At 71.6% G+C, this 16,061-nt stretch carries 13 protein-coding genes; 6 read left to right on the top strand and 7 right to left on the bottom strand.

Features of this window, described 5'->3' with window-relative positions; translation table 11 throughout:
* Positions 1-60 precede the first annotated feature (60 nt).
* From ABZ855_RS31145 to ABZ855_RS31125, 5 genes are all read left to right on the top strand, one after another.
* Positions 61-555, top strand: a complete 495-nt coding sequence (locus tag ABZ855_RS31145) for a single-stranded DNA-binding protein (RefSeq protein ID WP_360812505.1) — start codon at positions 61-63, stop codon at positions 553-555.
* Between the two features lie 231 nt (positions 556-786).
* The gene (locus ABZ855_RS31140) at positions 787-2,208 is read left to right on the top strand and encodes a TQXA domain-containing protein (RefSeq protein ID WP_360812503.1); all 1,422 of its coding nucleotides are present in this window, start codon (positions 787-789) and stop codon (positions 2,206-2,208) included.
* 192 nt (positions 2,209-2,400) lie between these two features.
* Positions 2,401-4,065, top strand: coding sequence for an energy-dependent translational throttle protein EttA (gene ettA, locus ABZ855_RS31135; protein WP_360812501.1), 1,665 nt, complete (start codon positions 2,401-2,403; stop codon positions 4,063-4,065).
* 2 nt (positions 4,066-4,067) lie between these two features.
* Positions 4,068-4,499 carry a thioesterase family protein gene (locus ABZ855_RS31130; protein WP_360812499.1) on the top strand — a complete coding sequence of 144 codons (432 nt, stop codon included), beginning with the start codon at positions 4,068-4,070 and terminating at the stop codon, positions 4,497-4,499.
* Complete coding sequence (locus ABZ855_RS31125) at positions 4,496-5,221, top strand: hypothetical protein (protein ID WP_360812497.1); 726 nt, start codon at positions 4,496-4,498, stop codon at positions 5,219-5,221. The genes ABZ855_RS31130 and ABZ855_RS31125 overlap by 4 nt, the downstream gene beginning before the upstream one ends.
* A gap of 55 nt (positions 5,222-5,276) precedes the next feature.
* On the opposite strand, the gene ABZ855_RS31120 is transcribed toward ABZ855_RS31125, so the two are convergent.
* The gene (locus tag ABZ855_RS31120; RefSeq protein ID WP_319204249.1) at positions 5,277-5,681 is read right to left on the bottom strand and encodes a globin; all 405 of its coding nucleotides are present in this window, start codon (positions 5,679-5,681) and stop codon (positions 5,277-5,279) included.
* A 96-nt stretch (positions 5,682-5,777) separates the two neighbouring features.
* Here ABZ855_RS31120 and ABZ855_RS31115 point away from each other — a divergent pair, with 96 nt between their 5' ends.
* Positions 5,778-6,791 carry a methyltransferase domain-containing protein gene (locus ABZ855_RS31115; RefSeq protein ID WP_360812495.1) on the top strand — a complete coding sequence of 338 codons (1,014 nt, stop codon included), beginning with the start codon at positions 5,778-5,780 and terminating at the stop codon, positions 6,789-6,791.
* A gap of 25 nt (positions 6,792-6,816) precedes the next feature.
* Here the strand turns inward: ABZ855_RS31115 and ABZ855_RS31110 are convergent, their stop codons facing one another.
* From ABZ855_RS31110 to ABZ855_RS31085, 6 genes are all read right to left on the bottom strand, one after another.
* Positions 6,817-8,169, bottom strand: coding sequence for an FHA domain-containing protein (locus tag ABZ855_RS31110; RefSeq protein ID WP_360812493.1), 1,353 nt, complete (start codon positions 8,167-8,169; stop codon positions 6,817-6,819).
* A gap of 41 nt (positions 8,170-8,210) precedes the next feature.
* On the bottom strand, positions 8,211-9,557 hold the full coding sequence (locus ABZ855_RS31105) for a VWA domain-containing protein (RefSeq protein WP_360812491.1): 1,347 nt from the start codon (positions 9,555-9,557) through the stop codon (positions 8,211-8,213).
* Between the two features lie 103 nt (positions 9,558-9,660).
* Positions 9,661-11,049, bottom strand: a complete 1,389-nt coding sequence (locus tag ABZ855_RS31100; protein WP_360812489.1) for a protein phosphatase 2C domain-containing protein — start codon at positions 11,047-11,049, stop codon at positions 9,661-9,663.
* A complete protein-coding gene (locus tag ABZ855_RS31095; RefSeq protein ID WP_360812487.1) occupies positions 11,050-13,554 on the bottom strand; it encodes a tetratricopeptide repeat protein in 2,505 nt (834 codons plus the stop codon).
* Positions 13,551-14,879: a hypothetical protein gene (locus ABZ855_RS31090; protein WP_360812485.1), complete on the bottom strand. Its 1,329-nt coding sequence runs from the start codon at positions 14,877-14,879 to the stop codon at positions 13,551-13,553. The genes ABZ855_RS31095 and ABZ855_RS31090 overlap by 4 nt, the downstream gene beginning before the upstream one ends.
* Before the next feature lie 62 nt (positions 14,880-14,941).
* Positions 14,942-16,003 (bottom strand): glutamate ABC transporter substrate-binding protein, encoded by a 1,062-nt coding sequence (locus ABZ855_RS31085; RefSeq protein WP_360812577.1) that lies wholly within the window; start codon positions 16,001-16,003, stop codon positions 14,942-14,944.
* Positions 16,004-16,061: the final 58 nt, after the last annotated feature.

Below are 16,061 nucleotides of genomic sequence, written 5' to 3'. Positions count from 1 at the left end.
ACGGGCCCGTTCGGGTATCCGCCCGGCGCGAGTGCGCCGGGGGCGGGAGGGGTGGTTCGTGTGAACGAGACGATGGTGTGCGCGGTGGGCAATGTGGCGACGCATCCGGTGTACCGCGACCTGGCGTCGGGGTCCTCGGCGAGGTTCCGGCTCGCGGTGACCTCGCGCTACTGGGACCGCGAGAAGAACACCTGGACGGACGGCCACACCAACTTCTTCACGGTGTGGGCGAATCGGGCCCTCGCGACAAACGTCGGGGCGTCGCTGTCGCTGGGCGAACCGGTCATCGTGCAGGGCCGGTTGAAGGTGCGCACGGAGATGCGCGACGGGCAGAGCTGGACGTCGGCGGATATCGACGCCGTGGCGATCGGCCACGACCTGGCACGGGGCACGTCCGCCTTCCGGCGCTCCGCGAGCCCACCCAAGGCTGAGCCGGGGGCCCCGGCCCGCCCCGAACCCACGTGGGAGACGCCCGCACCAGCTCCAGCGGCCGAAGGGGCCGAAGAGAGTGCGGGGCAGGCCCAACAGCAGCGGGAGCCGGCCGCGGTGACATGACATCAGCCCGGCCGATGGGACGTCGCCCGAGCTGAGGCATATAGGTGAACTGACCGGCATACGGATGATCTTGGCGATAACAATTCCGAGTCGGATCGGTTATCCGATGACAGGACTGGGAAACGCGGTGCAGCCACATCCCTAGGATGCCCGGATAGCTCACGGGGCTTCTGATGCTGCTGGCGGGACCGCACCCCCCACGTCAACGAGTCCTGCTCGAAGGGGAATTCTGTGTTTTCTTCGTTCTCCGCGCCGTCCTGGCGCGGGCGAGCGGCGGCGGCCCGGCTCGCCGCCGCGACGATGGTGGCCGGTCTTGCCGTCACCGGCGCGCTGGTCACTGCGGGCACGGCCGTCGCGGACGGGACTCCGCAGCAGCAGGGCGGGGCGACGGCCACCATAGGCGGGCTGAAGACGTACGGCGCGGCCGTCGTGCACGGGGCCGACGGGGACCAGCAGGTGTCCGCGGGCCTGTTCGAGATGTCCGTCGACAACGGCGGCACGCTGCAGACGTACGGCGTAGATCTGCGCAACCCGACACAGAAGGACGCCAGATACCAGGAGACCTCCTGGAGCGGCACCTCGCTGAACGGCAACAAGGACGCGGGCAGAATCCGCTGGATCCTGCAGAACTCCTACCCGCAGGTGAACGACCTCGCGGCGCTGGCCGGCCGGGCGGGTGCGGCCGGCCTCACCGAGCAGGACGCGGCGGCGGGCACCCAGGTGGCCATCTGGCGCTACTCGGACGGCGCCGATGTGGACGCCGTGGACCCACGGGCCGAGAAGCTCGCGGACTATCTGGAGAAGAGCGCGCGAAGCCTCGCGGAGCCGGAGGCCTCGCTCACCCTTGATCCGCCGGCGGTCTCCGGCCACCCCGGAGAGCGGCTCGGCCCGGTCACGGTGCACACCGACGCCGACAGCGTCACGGTGATACCGCCCGCCGACGCCGCGACGAGCGGGGTGCGGGTCGTCGACCGGGACGGCAAGGCCGTCGCGTCGGTGGTCGACGGCGGCCAGGTGTTCTTCGAGGTGCCCGCAAAGGCGCTGGATGGTTCGGCCGCGCTGAGTGTCCAGGCCTCGACCAGTGTGCCGGTCGGTCGGGCCTTCACCTCCGACAGCAGAAGCCAGACCCAGATCCTCGCCGGGTCCAGCGAGTCCACGGTGTCCGCGACGACGACCGCGAACTGGGCGGCCACGGGTCCCGTCCCCGCGCTCTCGGCACGCAAGAACTGCGCCGAGAACGGGGTGGACATCACGGCCGCCAACAAGGGCGACCAGGCGTTCACCTTCCAGCTGATGGGCTTCGAGCACACCATCGCGGCCGGCGGGGTACGGACGGTGACGATCCCCTTGCAGGAGGACCAGCCGTACGACTTCACGATCCTGGGGCCGAACGGCTTCGAGCAGCGCTTCGCGGGCGTCCTCGACTGCGAGACCCAGGACAGCCTGGGGGGCGACGCGGTCCAGACCCTCAGCGAGCCGAGCCCGGCCCTGGCGCCCGGCACCCCACCCGGTGGCGTCAACCTGGCCGAGACCGGCAGCTCCAGCGCGACACCGATGATCGCGGGCATCGCGCTCGTCCTGCTGGTGATCGGCGGCGGAGTGGTGCTCCTCGTCGGCAAGAAGGAGCCGCACGGGGCGCACGCTCGCCGGTGAGTGCGAGCGACAACGCACCTTGACAACTCAACAGCGAGTGACCGCACGGTGACCCGCTGGATGACGCGGCCCGGGCTCCGCCCGCCGGACGCCCGGGGCCGCTGACGTACTCGTTTCCCCGTAGGGGCGGCGGTACGGCAAGATGGGGTGTATCCCACCACTGCCAGATTTCAAGCTGCCGGACGGTTTCTCTTGGCTGAGTACATTTACACCATGCGCAAGACGCGCAAGGCGCACGGCGACAAGGTCATCCTTGACGACGTGACGCTGAGCTTCCTGCCCGGCGCGAAGATCGGTGTGGTCGGGCCGAACGGTGCCGGTAAGTCCACCGTTCTCAAGATCATGGCAGGCCTTGAGCAGCCGTCCAACGGTGACGCCTTCCTGTCTCCCGGTTACACCGTCGGCATGCTCCTCCAGGAGCCGCCCCTCGACGAGTCCAAGACCGTACTGGAGAACGTCCAGGACGGCGCCGCCGAGATCATGGGCAAGCTCAAGCGTTTCAACGAGGTCGCCGAACTCATGGCGACGGACTACTCGGACGCGCTCCTGGACGAGATGGGCAAGCTCCAGGAGGACCTGGACCACGCCAACGCCTGGGACCTGGACACCCAGTTGGAGCAGGCCATGGACGCCCTGGGCTGCCCGCCCGGCGACTGGCCCGTCACCAACCTCTCCGGTGGTGAGCGCCGCCGCGTGGCGCTGTGCAAGCTGCTCCTGGAGGCCCCCGACCTGCTGCTCCTCGACGAGCCCACCAACCACCTGGACGCCGAGTCCGTGCAGTGGCTGGAGCAGCACCTCGCCAAGTACCCCGGCACCGTCGTCGCCGTGACCCACGACCGGTACTTCCTGGACAACGTCGCCGGCTGGATCCTGGAGCTCGACCGCGGCCGGGCCATCGGCTACGAGGGCAACTACTCCACCTACCTGGAGACCAAGCAGAGCCGTCTCAAGGTCGAGGGCCAGAAGGACGCCAAGCGCGCCAAGCGGCTCAAGGAAGAGCTGGAGTGGGTCCGCTCCAACGCCAAGGGGCGCCAGGCCAAGTCCAAGGCCCGTCTCGCCCGTTACGAGGAGATGGCCGCCGAGGCGGACAAGATGCGGAAGCTGGACTTCGAGGAGATCCAGATCCCGCCGGGCCCGCGACTGGGCTCGATCGTCGTCGAGGTCAACAACCTCTCCAAGGCCTTCGGCGAGAAGGTTCTCATCGACGACCTGTCCTTCACGCTGCCGCGCAACGGCATCGTGGGTGTCATCGGCCCCAACGGCGCGGGCAAGACGACCCTGTTCAAGATGATCCAGGGTCTGGAGACGCCGGACTCCGGTTCGATCAAGGTCGGCGAGACCGTCAAGATCTCGTACGTCGACCAGAGCCGCGAGAACATCGACCCGAAGAAGTCGCTGTGGGCCGTCGTCTCGGACGAGCTGGACTACATCAACGTCGGCCAGGTCGAGATGCCGTCCCGCGCCTACGTCTCCGCGTTCGGCTTCAAGGGCCCGGACCAGCAGAAGCCGGCCGGCGTCCTGTCCGGCGGTGAGCGCAACCGCCTCAACCTCGCGCTCACCCTCAAGCAGGGCGGCAACCTGCTGCTCCTCGACGAACCGACCAACGACCTCGACGTCGAGACCCTGTCCTCGCTCGAGAACGCGCTGCTCGAGTTCCCGGGCGCGGCAGTGGTCGTCTCCCACGACCGCTGGTTCCTCGACCGGGTGGCGACGCACATCCTCGCCTACGAGGGCGAGTCCAAGTGGTTCTGGTTCGAGGGCAACTTCGAGTCCTACGAGAAGAACAAGATCGAGCGGCTCGGCGCCGACGCGGCCCGCCCGCACCGCGCCACCTACAAGAAGCTGACCCGGGACTGATCTTGCGGCACATCTACCGCTGCCCACTGCGCTGGGCGGACATGGACGCGTACGGCCACGTCAACAACGTGGTCTTCCTCCGCTATCTGGAGGAAGCCCGTATCGACTTCCTGTTCCGCCCGGACAAGGATTTCCAGCAGGGGTCCGTGGTGGCACGTCATGAGATCGACTACAAACGGCAGTTGGTCCACCGCCACGCGCCCGTGGACATCGAGCTGTGGGTCACGCGGATAAGAGCGGCGTCCTTCACGCTCACCTACGAGGTCAAGGACGCCGACCAGGTGTACGTCCAGGCGTCCACGGTCGTCGTGCCGTTCGACTTCGCGACACAGCGTCCGCGCCGCATCACCTCCGAGGAGCGCGAGTTCCTCAAGGAGTACATGGACGACGGCAAGGACGAGAAGGCCGAAGAGGGCGAGGCCGTCGCCGCATGACGGTCCTGCACCTCGCCGACGAGGGGGAGGCGGCCGATCTCGCCGCCTTCCTCGCCCGGCTGCTCCACTACGACCGCGGGGCGGCGGTACGCCTCCAGGTGGCCGGCACCGCGCTCGCCGTGTTCGGGCGGCCCCCCTCCTTCGAGGTCCTCGCGATCCGCGCGGCCCGGCTCGCCAAGCCGTACGAGGACGGGCTGGACGTCGGCCTCGACATCACCGTGTCCGCCGGTGAACTCCTCGAGACGGTGGACGAGTCCGCCGCCACCCTCACCGTTCCCGGGGCCGTGACCGGGCCGCCCTGGGCCGGGGTACTGCCCCCGCGCGGCGGCTGGCGACCGGAGCCCGGCCTGCCCGCACCGGACGCCCTGCGCACGATGGTCGCCGCGGCCGTCGCCGAATTCCGGTCCCGTACGCGGGAGTTGCCGCCCGAGTCGCGTACCCGCGCCGAACTCGACCGGATCGGGCGGGAGATCTGGACCCGGACGGTCGGGGACACCGGTCTGCCGGTACGGGCGGTGCACGCGGCGCAGTCGCTGGGCTTCCTGCGACCCGCACAGACCGCACAGACCGCACATACGTCAGGAAGCCTGTCCGGACAGACGTCCGGTGAGGCGCCGCTCGCGCTGGTCTCGTCGGGGCCCTGGCTGCGGCTGCGCACGCCGTACGGATCGATCGCCGTACGCAGGGCGGGGCTCGGGACGCTGGACGTCAGCGTCCGCTGAAGGCCGGCTCTCAGCCCTCAGCCGGCCCGGAGCCCTGCCCGCTCAGCCCTCCCGCTCAGCCCTCGGTGTTCACCATCGAGGCCGCCGCGTACGTCAGGTAGTTCCACAGCGTCCGCTCGTGCTCCTCGGAGAGGCCGAGCTCCTCGACCGCGACCCGCATGTGCTTCAGCCACGCGTCGTGCGCGGCCCGGTCGACGGCGAAGGGGGCATGGCGCATCCGCAGCCGGGGGTGGCCGCGGTTCTCGCTGTAGGTGGTGGGGCCACCCCAGTACTGGATCAGGAACAGCGTGAACCGCTCCTCGGCCGGGCCCAGATCCTCCTCGGGATACATGGGCCGCAGCAGCGGGTCCTCGGCGACACCCTCGTAGAACCGGTGCACCAGGCGCCGGAAGGTGTCCTCGCCGCCGACCTGCTCGTAGAAGGTCTGCTCCTGAAGCGTGCCGCGCGGAATCTCTTTCACCTCACCATGGTCTCAGACGGGTGGACCGAGGACTCAAGGCTTAGGACCACACCCTTGCCGCTCGCGTCCCGGCGTCGGGCGCAGGACAGTGGACGTATGGGCGCGGACGATCTCCACGAGGGCCGGGACAGCGATCTGGACGGTGTCGACGACCTCGACGATCTTGCCGCCTCGGCGCGGGCGGAACTCGTGCGGATGATCGAGGCCGGCGGGGTCTGGGACCGCGACCCGGTCTGGCGGGAGGCGTTCGAGGCCGTGCCACGGCATCTGTTCGTCCCCTACTACTACGCCGGTGCCGTGAGCGGCCGGCAGCGGCTGTGGGGCGAGAGTCCGGAACGGCGTACGCGTGAGCGCTGGGTGCGCGGTGCCTACGCGGACGCGCCGCTCGCGACCCGGATGCGCGACGGGGAGCTGGTCTCCTCCAGCAGCCAGCCCTCGCTCATGGCCGCGATGCTCGTCGAGCTGGAGGTCGAGGACGGGCACAACGTCCTGGAGATCGGCGCCGGGACGGGGTACAACGCGGCGTTGCTCGCCCATCGTCTCGGCGACGACCTCGTCACGACGGTGGATCTGGACCCGGAGATCACCGAGTCGGCGCGCCGGCACCTGGCCGCCGCCGGCCACCATCCGGTCGTCGTCACCGGCGACGGCGCGCGCGGAGTGCCCGAACGCGGCCCGTACGACCGGATCATCGCGACCTGCACGCTCGCCTCGATCCCGCGCGCGTGGCTCGCCCAGTGCCGCCCGGGAGCCCGCATCCTGACGCCGTTCGCCACCGGCCTGGCCGCCCTCACCGTCCGCGACGCCGAGCACGCCGAGGGCCGCTTCCTGCACACGTCCGCCTACTTCGTGCCGCTGCGGGGGACGAGCAGATCGGACCCGGAGATCCCGCACCTCGGCGCGCTTCCCGTCCGGACGCGGGAGCACGAGCTGTTCCGGTTCCTGCTCGGGCTCACCCGGGGCAGCCTCGACCCGCAGGAGGCGTACGCCCTCTGGGAGCGTGAGGGACGACCGGAAAGGGAGCGGTACGGGATCACCGTCAGCGGCGACCGGGAGTGGGCCTGGCTGGACGAACCCACGGGTCCGTACGCCTGGCCCCTCCCGGTCTGACGGCCCCGTATCCGGCCGTCAGGCCCTAGCCTCGGCGGATCGTGATCGTCGTCCAGGCGCCCACGTGCACCCGGTCGCCGTCCTGCAGCGGCACGGGGACGAAGGGCTGGATCGGCTCCTCTGAGTTGTTGACCGTCGTGCCGTTCGTCGAGTTCTGGTCGACGACCGCCCAGCTGCCGTCCGGCTGCTGGACCAGCACCGCGTGCTGGTGCGAGACGCCCGGGTCCTCCGGCGGCACCGCCAGGTCGATGTCCGGGGACTCGCCCGTGGAGTGACGGCGGCGCCCGATCGTGATCTGGTTGCCGGTGAGCGCGCGCTGCTGCTCCGGCGAGTACGCGGGCAGGTTCAGGCCTGCGGCCTCGGGGCCGGAGCGCTGCATCATCGCCATGAAGTACTCGCGGTCCGGGCCGATCGTCGCGGACCAGGTCAGCGGCTGCTGACGGCCGTAGCCACCGCCGTGGGCCGGCGGAGCCTGGGTGGCGCCGGGCTGCGGGTAGCCGTAGCCACCGCCCTGCTGCGGGGCGGGCGGTCCGCCCGGGCCGCCGGTCGGCGGGGAGATCACCCAGTCGTCGTCACCGCCGCCGAAGCCGCCGCCGGGCTGCGGGCCGCCGCGTCGGCCCGTCTCCTGCGGGAACGCGGGCGGGGAGGGCGGACCGGACGGCTGGAACGCCTGCGGGGCGCCACCTGGCCCTCCAGGGCCCCCAGCGCCTCCGGGCGGCGGGTATCCCTGGGGCCCGCCCTGCGTGACGGGGGGACCGGGCGGCGGGTAGCCCTGCGATCCGCCGGGACCGCTGGGCGGGTATCCCTGCGGGCCACCGGCGGACGTGCCGCCAGGGCCGCCGGGCACGCCTGGGGTGGGGCCCGGTGGCGGGGGCACGGGGCGTGAGGGGTCGCCGCCGAAGGGCGGGATGGGCTCGGCGGGGCGGTTGATCTGCGACGGGCGCGAGCTCTGGTAGTCGTAGCCGTCACCGCCGCCGTAGGACGGGCCGGGCGGCGGAGGCTGGAACCGTTGGCCGGGGCCGGGGCCACCGGGAGCCCCGTACCCCTGGCCCGCTCCCGGGGCCGGTGGGCGCGGGGCGGCCGGGGTGTACGAGGTCGCCGTGTTCGTCAGGAAGTTCCACCGGCACTCCTCGCAGAACGGAGCGCCCCCCTCACGCGGGGTACGGCACTGCGGGCACAGTTCCTGTTCGGCGTCCGGCACCGCGGACAGATGTGAGCGGCTGCCGGGCGCACCGGTGGCGGATCCGGGCGGCGGATAGCCGTAACCGGGCGCCGGGGGTGGCGGCGGGGGCGGAGGCACGGCACCGGCCATGCGGTGACCGCAGACCTCGCACCAGTCGTCGGAACCCGACTGGTGTCCGTTCGGGCAGGTCGGCATGTCGGCGCTTCCCCCTCTCCTCTTCGCTACGTTTTGTTCGGTTACTTCTTTACACGAACAGTCTTTGTGGACCGTGTTTCGAGCGTCATCTCGTCGGCCTCTTCGACCTTCGCCTTCAGTCGCACAGTACCTGCCGCGGCGTCGACCACGTCCACCACCTTCGCAAGCAGTTTCGCAGTATCCGCGTTTCCGGAGGCGCTGGCGAGCTGGACGGCCCGTCCCAGCTTGGCCGTGGCCCCGTCGACATCACCCGCTTTGCGGGCATCCAGACCCTGTTGGATGACCTGTGCCAGTTCGGCCTGACCTGTGTAGTGCGCGACCTGTGGGTTGATCGACGTCGAGGCCGCCATGTCGTCGGTCCACACCGCCCGTACGAGGCCCTGCGCGCCGAGGTTGTGGGCGCTGCCGTCGGGCTGCGGGATCACCAGGGAGACACGGGCGGCCAGCATCTCCTGGCCCAGGCCGGCGGAGGGCACCTGGACGCACACGTGGTAGTCGCGCGACTCGTCGCCCCAGGAACCGGTGGGGTAGTCACCGGCGCGCGGTCCGGCCTCCGTGCGACGGTCGGTCAACTCGGCGACGGTCGGCGCCACTTGCTTGACGAACTTGATCTCCGTGCCGACCGGGGTCCACAGCCTGAGGGCGACGTCCGCGACCTCCTTGCCCATGGCCGTCTCCATCATGTGAGTGAAGTCGGCGGAGAGGCCGGCCGGGTCGGCGACGATGTCGGCGGTGCCCAGCAGCGCGGAGGCGATCGCGGTGACCTCCTTGACCTCCCAGTCGGTGCCCACGCCCCGGGCGTCGCAGGTGAAGCGGCCGGCGCAGGAGTCCAGGGCGGCCTTCAGGTCCTCCGGCGACTCGTGTTCGTTGCGGCCGTCGGTGAGCAGGATGCCGTGCCGGATGGTGACCTCGGACGAGGACAGCAGCCGGTCGGCGAGGCGCAGCCAGGTGCCGATGGCCGTGCCGCCGCCCGCGCTCAGCCGGCGCAGCGCCTGCTTGGCCTGCTCACGGGTGGTCGCGTCGGCGACCGCGAGCCGCCCGCCGCCCGGGTAGACCTCCTTGGCGATGTGCGTGCCGCCGATCACCGTGAAGTGCACCCCGTCGCGCACGGCGTCGATCGCGGCGGCCGTCGCCTCCCGGGCGCCCCGCATCTTGGTCGGCGGGTAGTCCATCGAGCCGGAGCAGTCGACCATGATCGCCACGGCCGCGTCCGGGCTCTGGCCCGGTGAGTAGAGGTGGGGTGCCGCGACGGCGGAGCCGACGGTGCCGCCGCCGGTCGCGGTGACCGTCACGATCGCGCTGACCTCGCGCCCGCCGTCGGGCAGGTACTCGTTCTGGTAGACGTCCACCGAGAACTGCGGCACGTTCGACTTCGAGAAATTGGCCATGCCTGCTTCGCTCCCCCTCGAAAACCCCACATCCGTGGAGCGGTGACTGTATGTGGACCAGTCCCCTCCGGTCCTCCTGAGAACAACCCCGTTGTCAGTGCCCTCAGGCCGATCCTGCCCCCTGTGGCGGGGCGGGGAACGGCACGACGGCCACTGTTACGTTGTCGTGGCCCCCGCCGTCCAGGGCGTGGCCCACCAGGACCCGGGCGGCGTGCAGCGGGCGCGCGGCGGCGTCCGGCGGGAGAACCTCGGCCATCTCCTCCGCCGCCTCCGCGTAGTTCCACAGCCCGTCCGTGCACACCACCACCACACCCGGCCGGTCCGGCTTGAAGGAAGCGGTGTGCGGCTCCAGTTCGTACGCGTCCGCGCCGAGCCAGCCTGTGATGGCGTGGGCGCGCTCGTCGGCGTACGCCTCCGCCTCGTTCATCAGGCCCGCGGCGACCATCTGCGCGGCCCACGAGTCGTCCTCGGTGAGACGGGCGGGGGCGGTGGAGCGGTCGAGCGGGACCCAGTAGGCGCGGCTGTCGCCGACCCAGCCGACGACCAGCAGGCTCGAGGTGACGACGGAACCCACCAGCGTGCAGGCCGGGGAGTTCTGGTGCGGGGTGTGCTCGCGGGCTCCGGCCGGCTCGTCCGCCAGGGCGTTCACGGCGTGCGAGGCGGCGAGGATCGCGTCGTGCATCGCCTGCTGGGGGTGGGTGCCCTGGGGCAGGGCGGCCATCAGCGAGTCGCCGGCGGCCCGGGACGCGGCGAGGGACGCCTCGTCGGGGCGGGTCGCCGAGGAGACGCCGTCGCAGACGATCGCGACCAGCGCCGGTGTGCGGTTGGGCAGCGTGGTGTGGGAGATCGCGTACGCGTCCTCGTTGCGGTGGTGGCGCAGGCCCCGGTCGGTGACCGCGGCGAGCGGGCCGACCTCGTCCTCCATGTGGTCGCGCTCACGCGGCTGGGCGTGCCCGCAGTTCTCGCAGTAGCCGTCGGTGTCGACCCGGCCCGCCCGGCAGGCCACGCACACCTTGGTGCCGGCCGGGGGCGTCGAGGCCTCGGCGGGGCGCGGGGCGGGCGCGGGCGCCTGCAGCGGGTACTCGTCGGGCTCACCGCCCGGCGACCGGTCGAACCGCACACCCCCGGTGGCCGGGGCGACCGGCGACCCGGTGGGGGCCGGCGGCCGGCCGGGAGCGGTCGGGAGCGGCGTCTCGCCCGAGTCGGTGCCCGGGAGGTCGGTCGCCAGGTGCACCGGCGCCGGGGTGCCGGAGCTGCTGGTCTCGGGCGCGAGGGGCCAGTCCACGGAAGCGGCCTCCGGAGGCGTGAACGGTGCGGCGGCGAGGGCGCCGCTGAGGGTGAGCGTGGGCGAGTCACCGGGGCGTGGGGGCACGGCCGACAGGTCGTACCCGCACGCGCCGCAGAACCGGTCGCCCGACTCGAGCGGCTCCTCGCAGCTCGGGCACCTGGACAGCGCGGTCGGCCGGGGTGGCTGGGGCATCTGGGACATCAACTACACCCACGTCCGGGGGCGGTAACGGTTGGCGCGTTCCACCAGGTCGATCCTCTCCTCGCCGCCCTGCGCGAGCCGGGCCAGCGTGCGGTACGAGCGCTCGAGACCGAAGCGCAGACCACGCTCGTCCAGGTCGCTGCCGAGCAGCACCCGCCCCCCGACGGCCGAAGGGGCAAAACCCTGGTTCTGGGAGAGTATCCAGTCCAGCGCGCAGCCGAGGACTTCCGCCGAGAGCTGCTCCCGCCGGACCGCGTCCAGACCGTATCCGCCAAGTGCCTCCACCTGCCCGGCGGAAGCGATCAGATCGTCCAGGAACGGCGCGTCGGCGGCGAGGGCCGTCCGGTGCCGCAGCCGGGCCCGTACGGCGGCCACGCGGGCCGCCGTGTAGTGGATCGACGCCTCCGGGACGGACTCCAGGGTCTTCACGGCGCTACGGCGGTCGCCCGCCGCCAGCTGGACGCGGGCCAGGCCGAACGCGGCGCTGACATAGCTCGGGTCGGTCGTCCACACCAGCCGGTAGTACTCGGCGGCGTTGTCGAGCTGCCCGAGCACCTCCGCGCACAGCCCGAGGGCCAGCTTGGGCGGGCTCTCGCCCGGGAAGGCGTCGTAGATCGCGTCGAAGGACAGCGCGGCGCTCTCGTGATCACCCGTCACCAGCGCGGCCACGCCCTGGTACCAGACCACCCGCCAGTCGTCCGGCCGGGCCTCCTGCAGTCTGGCCAGCGACTCCAGGGCGGCCCCGGCGTCCCCGTTCTCCAGCCGGGCCCGTATCTCGCGCAGCCGTGTCTCGGTCGACTGCGCCGGCACCACGGCGAGCGCGGCGATCAGCTCCCCGGCCGCCGAGGCCAACAGGCCTGCCAGGAAGCCCGCGTTGGGGTCGGTCGGGTCGACGCGGGGCACGGGCAGCGCGAGCGCGGCGGCACCGGCGTCGATGGCCTTGACGAGCCGTGGGCTGCCGTTGAGCGCCCTGGCGGCGCCACCGGGGGCGGGAAGGGCCGGCGCCGGGGACTTCCTGCGGGGCGTGGTCACGCGAGCACCCAGCCGGGACACGTCCCCGTCCAGCGCCGCGAACAACTCCGAGTCCGTGACCTTCACTTCCGGCCCGAACAGCGTCGACAGCGCGGGCCTGGCCCGTCCCGTCTGCAGCGAGACGACCTCGCGCAGTACGCCCGTCAGCTGCTCGGACATCTCCTGCGCGGACGCGAACCGGCGGGCCGGGTCGGGGTCGGTGGCGCGGACCAGGAGCCGGTAGAACGACTCGTACTGGCGGAAGACCTCGATGTGGTCGGGGTCGGGCAGGGAGTCCACGAACACGTTCGTGTAGCCCTGGAAGTCGAACGTCATGACGGCCAGCGTGCGTGCGACCGTGTACAGGTCGGACGCCACCGACGGGCCGACCTCCGCGACCTCCGGCGCCTGGTAGCCGACCGTGCCGTAGATGGCCGACTCGTCGTCGTCCATCCTGCGGACGGCGCCCATGTCGATCAGCTTCAGCTGGTCCTCGGTCTGGATCGCGTTGTCGACCTTGAAGTCGCAGTACAGCAGGTTGCGGCTGTGCAGATGCCCGAGCGCCTCGAGCGCCTCGATGCCGTAGGCGCACGCCTGCTCCACCGGCAGCGGGTCCCGCTTGCCCTCCGGAGTGCGGCGGTCGTTGGCGATCTCCTTCAGCGACTTCCCGCCGACGTACTCCATGACGATGTAGCCGTCGAGGGAGCCCGTGCGCTGGTCGAGGTGTTCGACGAAGTTGTAGATCCGGACGATGTTGGCGTGCTCGATCTCCGCGAGGAAGCGCCGCTCCGAGATCGCGGCGGCCATCGCGTCCTGGTCCCCGGTGTCCAGCAGGCCCTTGAGGACCACCCACCGGTCGGACACGGCCCGGTCCACGGCGAGATAGACCCAGCCGAGCCCGCCGTGCGCCAGACAGCCCACCACCTCGTACTGGCCGCGCACGATGTCACCGGTGTGCAGCTTCGGCACGAAGGAGTACGGGTGCCCGCACTTCGTGCAGAACCCCTCCGTACGCCCCGGCCTGCCCTCGCCGCGTGCCCGTCCCACCGGCGCCCCGCAGTCCGAGCGCGAGCAGAACCGCTTGCGCTCGGGCACCTCCGGGTTCTCCAGCACCATCGCGCGCGGGTCGGGCCGCGGCACCCCCGGCACCTCGACCAGTCCCGCGCCGAGCCGGCCGCGCCCGGTGGACGCGGCCGTCGAACCCGAGCTGCGCACCGACACCGAACGGCCCGTCGACCTCCCCGACAGGGACCGCGACAACCGGCCGGAGACCGAGCGGCGGGACTGCGAGGAACGGGATGTGCGCGAGGTACGGGTGGACGGGGCGGACCCGCGGGAACCCGCCGAGGCCGATGCCGACGACGAACCGGCCACGCCGCTCACCGACACCACCGGCGCGAGCCCGCACGTGTCGCAGTACAGCTCGCCGCCCCCCATGTCCTCGTAACTGCCCTCGCAGTCGGGCCGCTGGCACTTGCGCTGTTCGGTCCCGGTCATCGGTACTCCCCCCTCCGGTCATCGGGTCCGGCCTGGCCGGGCACCCGCGGGCCGCCGAAGAACTCGGCGGCGGCCTGCTGGTAGCGCAGCACGGCCTGCTCCGCGACCCGCAGATCGCAGGGCGCGCTCCACAGCATGCGGCGCGCCGCGTCGTACCGCTCGATCAGCAGCGGATCCTCCGCGAGACCGTGCCGGGCGACCTTCGCCCGGTACGCGTCGAGCCGGCCGCGCAGCTCCGCGCGGACCGCCAGCGGCTGGGTCACCGCCGTCAACGACTCGCGGGCGCGCATCAGTTCGTCCTCCGCCTTCTCCTCCAGGGACTCCAGGAGCGGCGAGAGACGGTGCCACTGGGCGGTTCTGCGGTACTCGGCGGCCGTCGCCAACTGCTCCTGCAACGCCGTGGGCGGGCCGCTGACGGCGGGCACCTCCGACGCGGCGATCTTCGCCAGCACCTCACCGCGCGCGCTGCGTGCCTCGGCGAGGGTGCGGTCCGCGCGGGACAGCACGTCACGCAGCTTCACCAGCCGCGCCTCCGCGTCCTGGCGGACCGTCAGCACGGCGTCGATCTCCCGGCGTACGTCCTCCAGGGCGCGCGCCTCACGGTCGTACACGGTGGTGTCCGGACGGCCGCCGCCTGGCGCCGAACTGCCCTGCGCCGGCAGCCAGAACGCCAGTGGGTCGGAGATCACCTGCTCGCGCAGGGCGGTCAGGGTGCGGGTGATGCGTTCCAGGTCGTCGCCCGCCGGGTGCTCGCCGGGGCGTACGCCCACGGAGTGCGCCAGCTGGCGGGTGCGCTGCAGCTCCGCGGCCAGTAAATCTATCCGCGCGGGCAGGGCCGACCAGACCGCGTCGGAGGTGACGACCATGTCCAGCGAGGTCGCGTACAGCTCGTTCATCCGCTCCACCAGGCCGGCCAGCGAGTACTGCTCGCTGAGCTTCCCGGTGCCGTGCAGGGTGGGCGCGTTGGCCGTCGCCGTCGCGCTGCCCGCGACCGTGACGCACTCGCCGCGCAGCAGTTCCGTCAGCTCCGCCAGGTCCTCGCGGCTGGACCAGCGGCGGCGCGAACGGATGTCACGGGCGGAGCGGAACGCGTCCGAGTACGCGTCGAAGTACGCCCACAGCAGCGTGATCGACGCGTCCGCGGACGTCCAGCGCTCCTTGGTCGTGCCGGTGAGCTCGGCGCCTTCGAGGAGTCTGCGGCCCGCGTGGTCCTGGAGGGCGAGGAGGGAGGTCTCGATCGCCTCGTGCTCCGCGCCGAGCCGCGCCAGCGCACGGTCCACCTCGTCCCGGTCCATCACCGGCCCGGGGGCTCCCGTGACGCCCATCGATCACCTCGACTGTTCGTTCGTCGGACTCGTTCGGTTGGCTCGTGGTTGGTGGGTGAACGTCACTGGTCGTAGCGGGGCACCGGTGGCTTCGCCGACTCCGAGTCGCTGCCGAGTGTCGGCGACAGCCACTTGTCGTACGACTTCTGCCAGTCGCCGTCCTGGCGGTACTGCTCCAGTATGCGATTGACCTGGGCCGCCAGGTCGTTCGCGCCCTTCTTCACCGCCACGCCGTAGTAGTCGGTGGTGAACGTGCTGCCCTTCAGTTCCACCGTCGGGTCCTGCGCCGCCTGGCTCGCGGCGAGCGCGCCGTCGGTCACCACGGCGTCCACCTGGCCGAGTTGCAGGCGCACGAGGCAGTCGAGCTGGCTGGGGACCGTGGTGTCTATGTCGGCGTTGGCGACCGCGGGCTTCTTCGCCGCCTTGTCCGCCTTCAGCTTCTCGAGCGCCGTGGAGCCCTCCGCCGAGCAGATCCGCTTGCCGTCGAGCGTCTTGTCGTACCCCTTGATCGTGGAGCTCTTGGGCGCGAGGACCTGCTGGCCGGTGAGGAAGTACGGGGCGGAGAACGACACGTCCTTCAGCCGGTCACAGGTGATCGTCATCGTGCGGACGATCATGTCGACACGGCCGTCCTTGAGTGCCGGGATGCGCTGGTTGGTCGGGATGGCCTTGAACTTGACCGCGTTCTCGTCGCCCAGGATGTCCTTGGCGATCCGGTGGACCAGGTCGATGTCGAAGCCCTCCAGCTCCGCCGACTTGCCGCCGTTCGGATCGCGGTAGCCCCAGCGGTAGCTGTTCTGGTCGACGCCCACCACCAGCCGCCGGTCCTTGCGGGCCTTGATCTCCTCGATCGTCCTCCCGTCGAGCGAGGACGGCGCCGGGCTCTGGTCCTGCGGGTTCCTGCACGCCGCCGAGGCCTTCGCCTGGATGCCCTCGGCGACACCCTGGCCGCCGGTGCCCGAACTGCCGTCGCCGTGCGACTGGGTCAGCGGGAGCAGCAGGGCGAAGACCACCGCGAGGGCGCAGACGGCCGCCATCGCCCCCACACCGCCCCACCCCCGCAGCCCGGCCCGCAGGATACGGAGACCGGTGCGCGGACTCCGCGAAAGCCGCTGTGCGTTCATCGTCACGCCCCCTCTCATCGCCCGAACTCCCTCGCCGCCGAACTCCCTTGTACCGCCT

Source organism: Streptomyces sp. NPDC047042 (assembly GCF_040644035.1).
Classification (GTDB): Bacteria; Actinomycetota; Actinomycetes; order Streptomycetales; family Streptomycetaceae; genus Streptomyces.
Note: the sequence above shows the minus strand (reverse complement) of the source record. Positions and strands in the feature narration are given on the sequence as shown.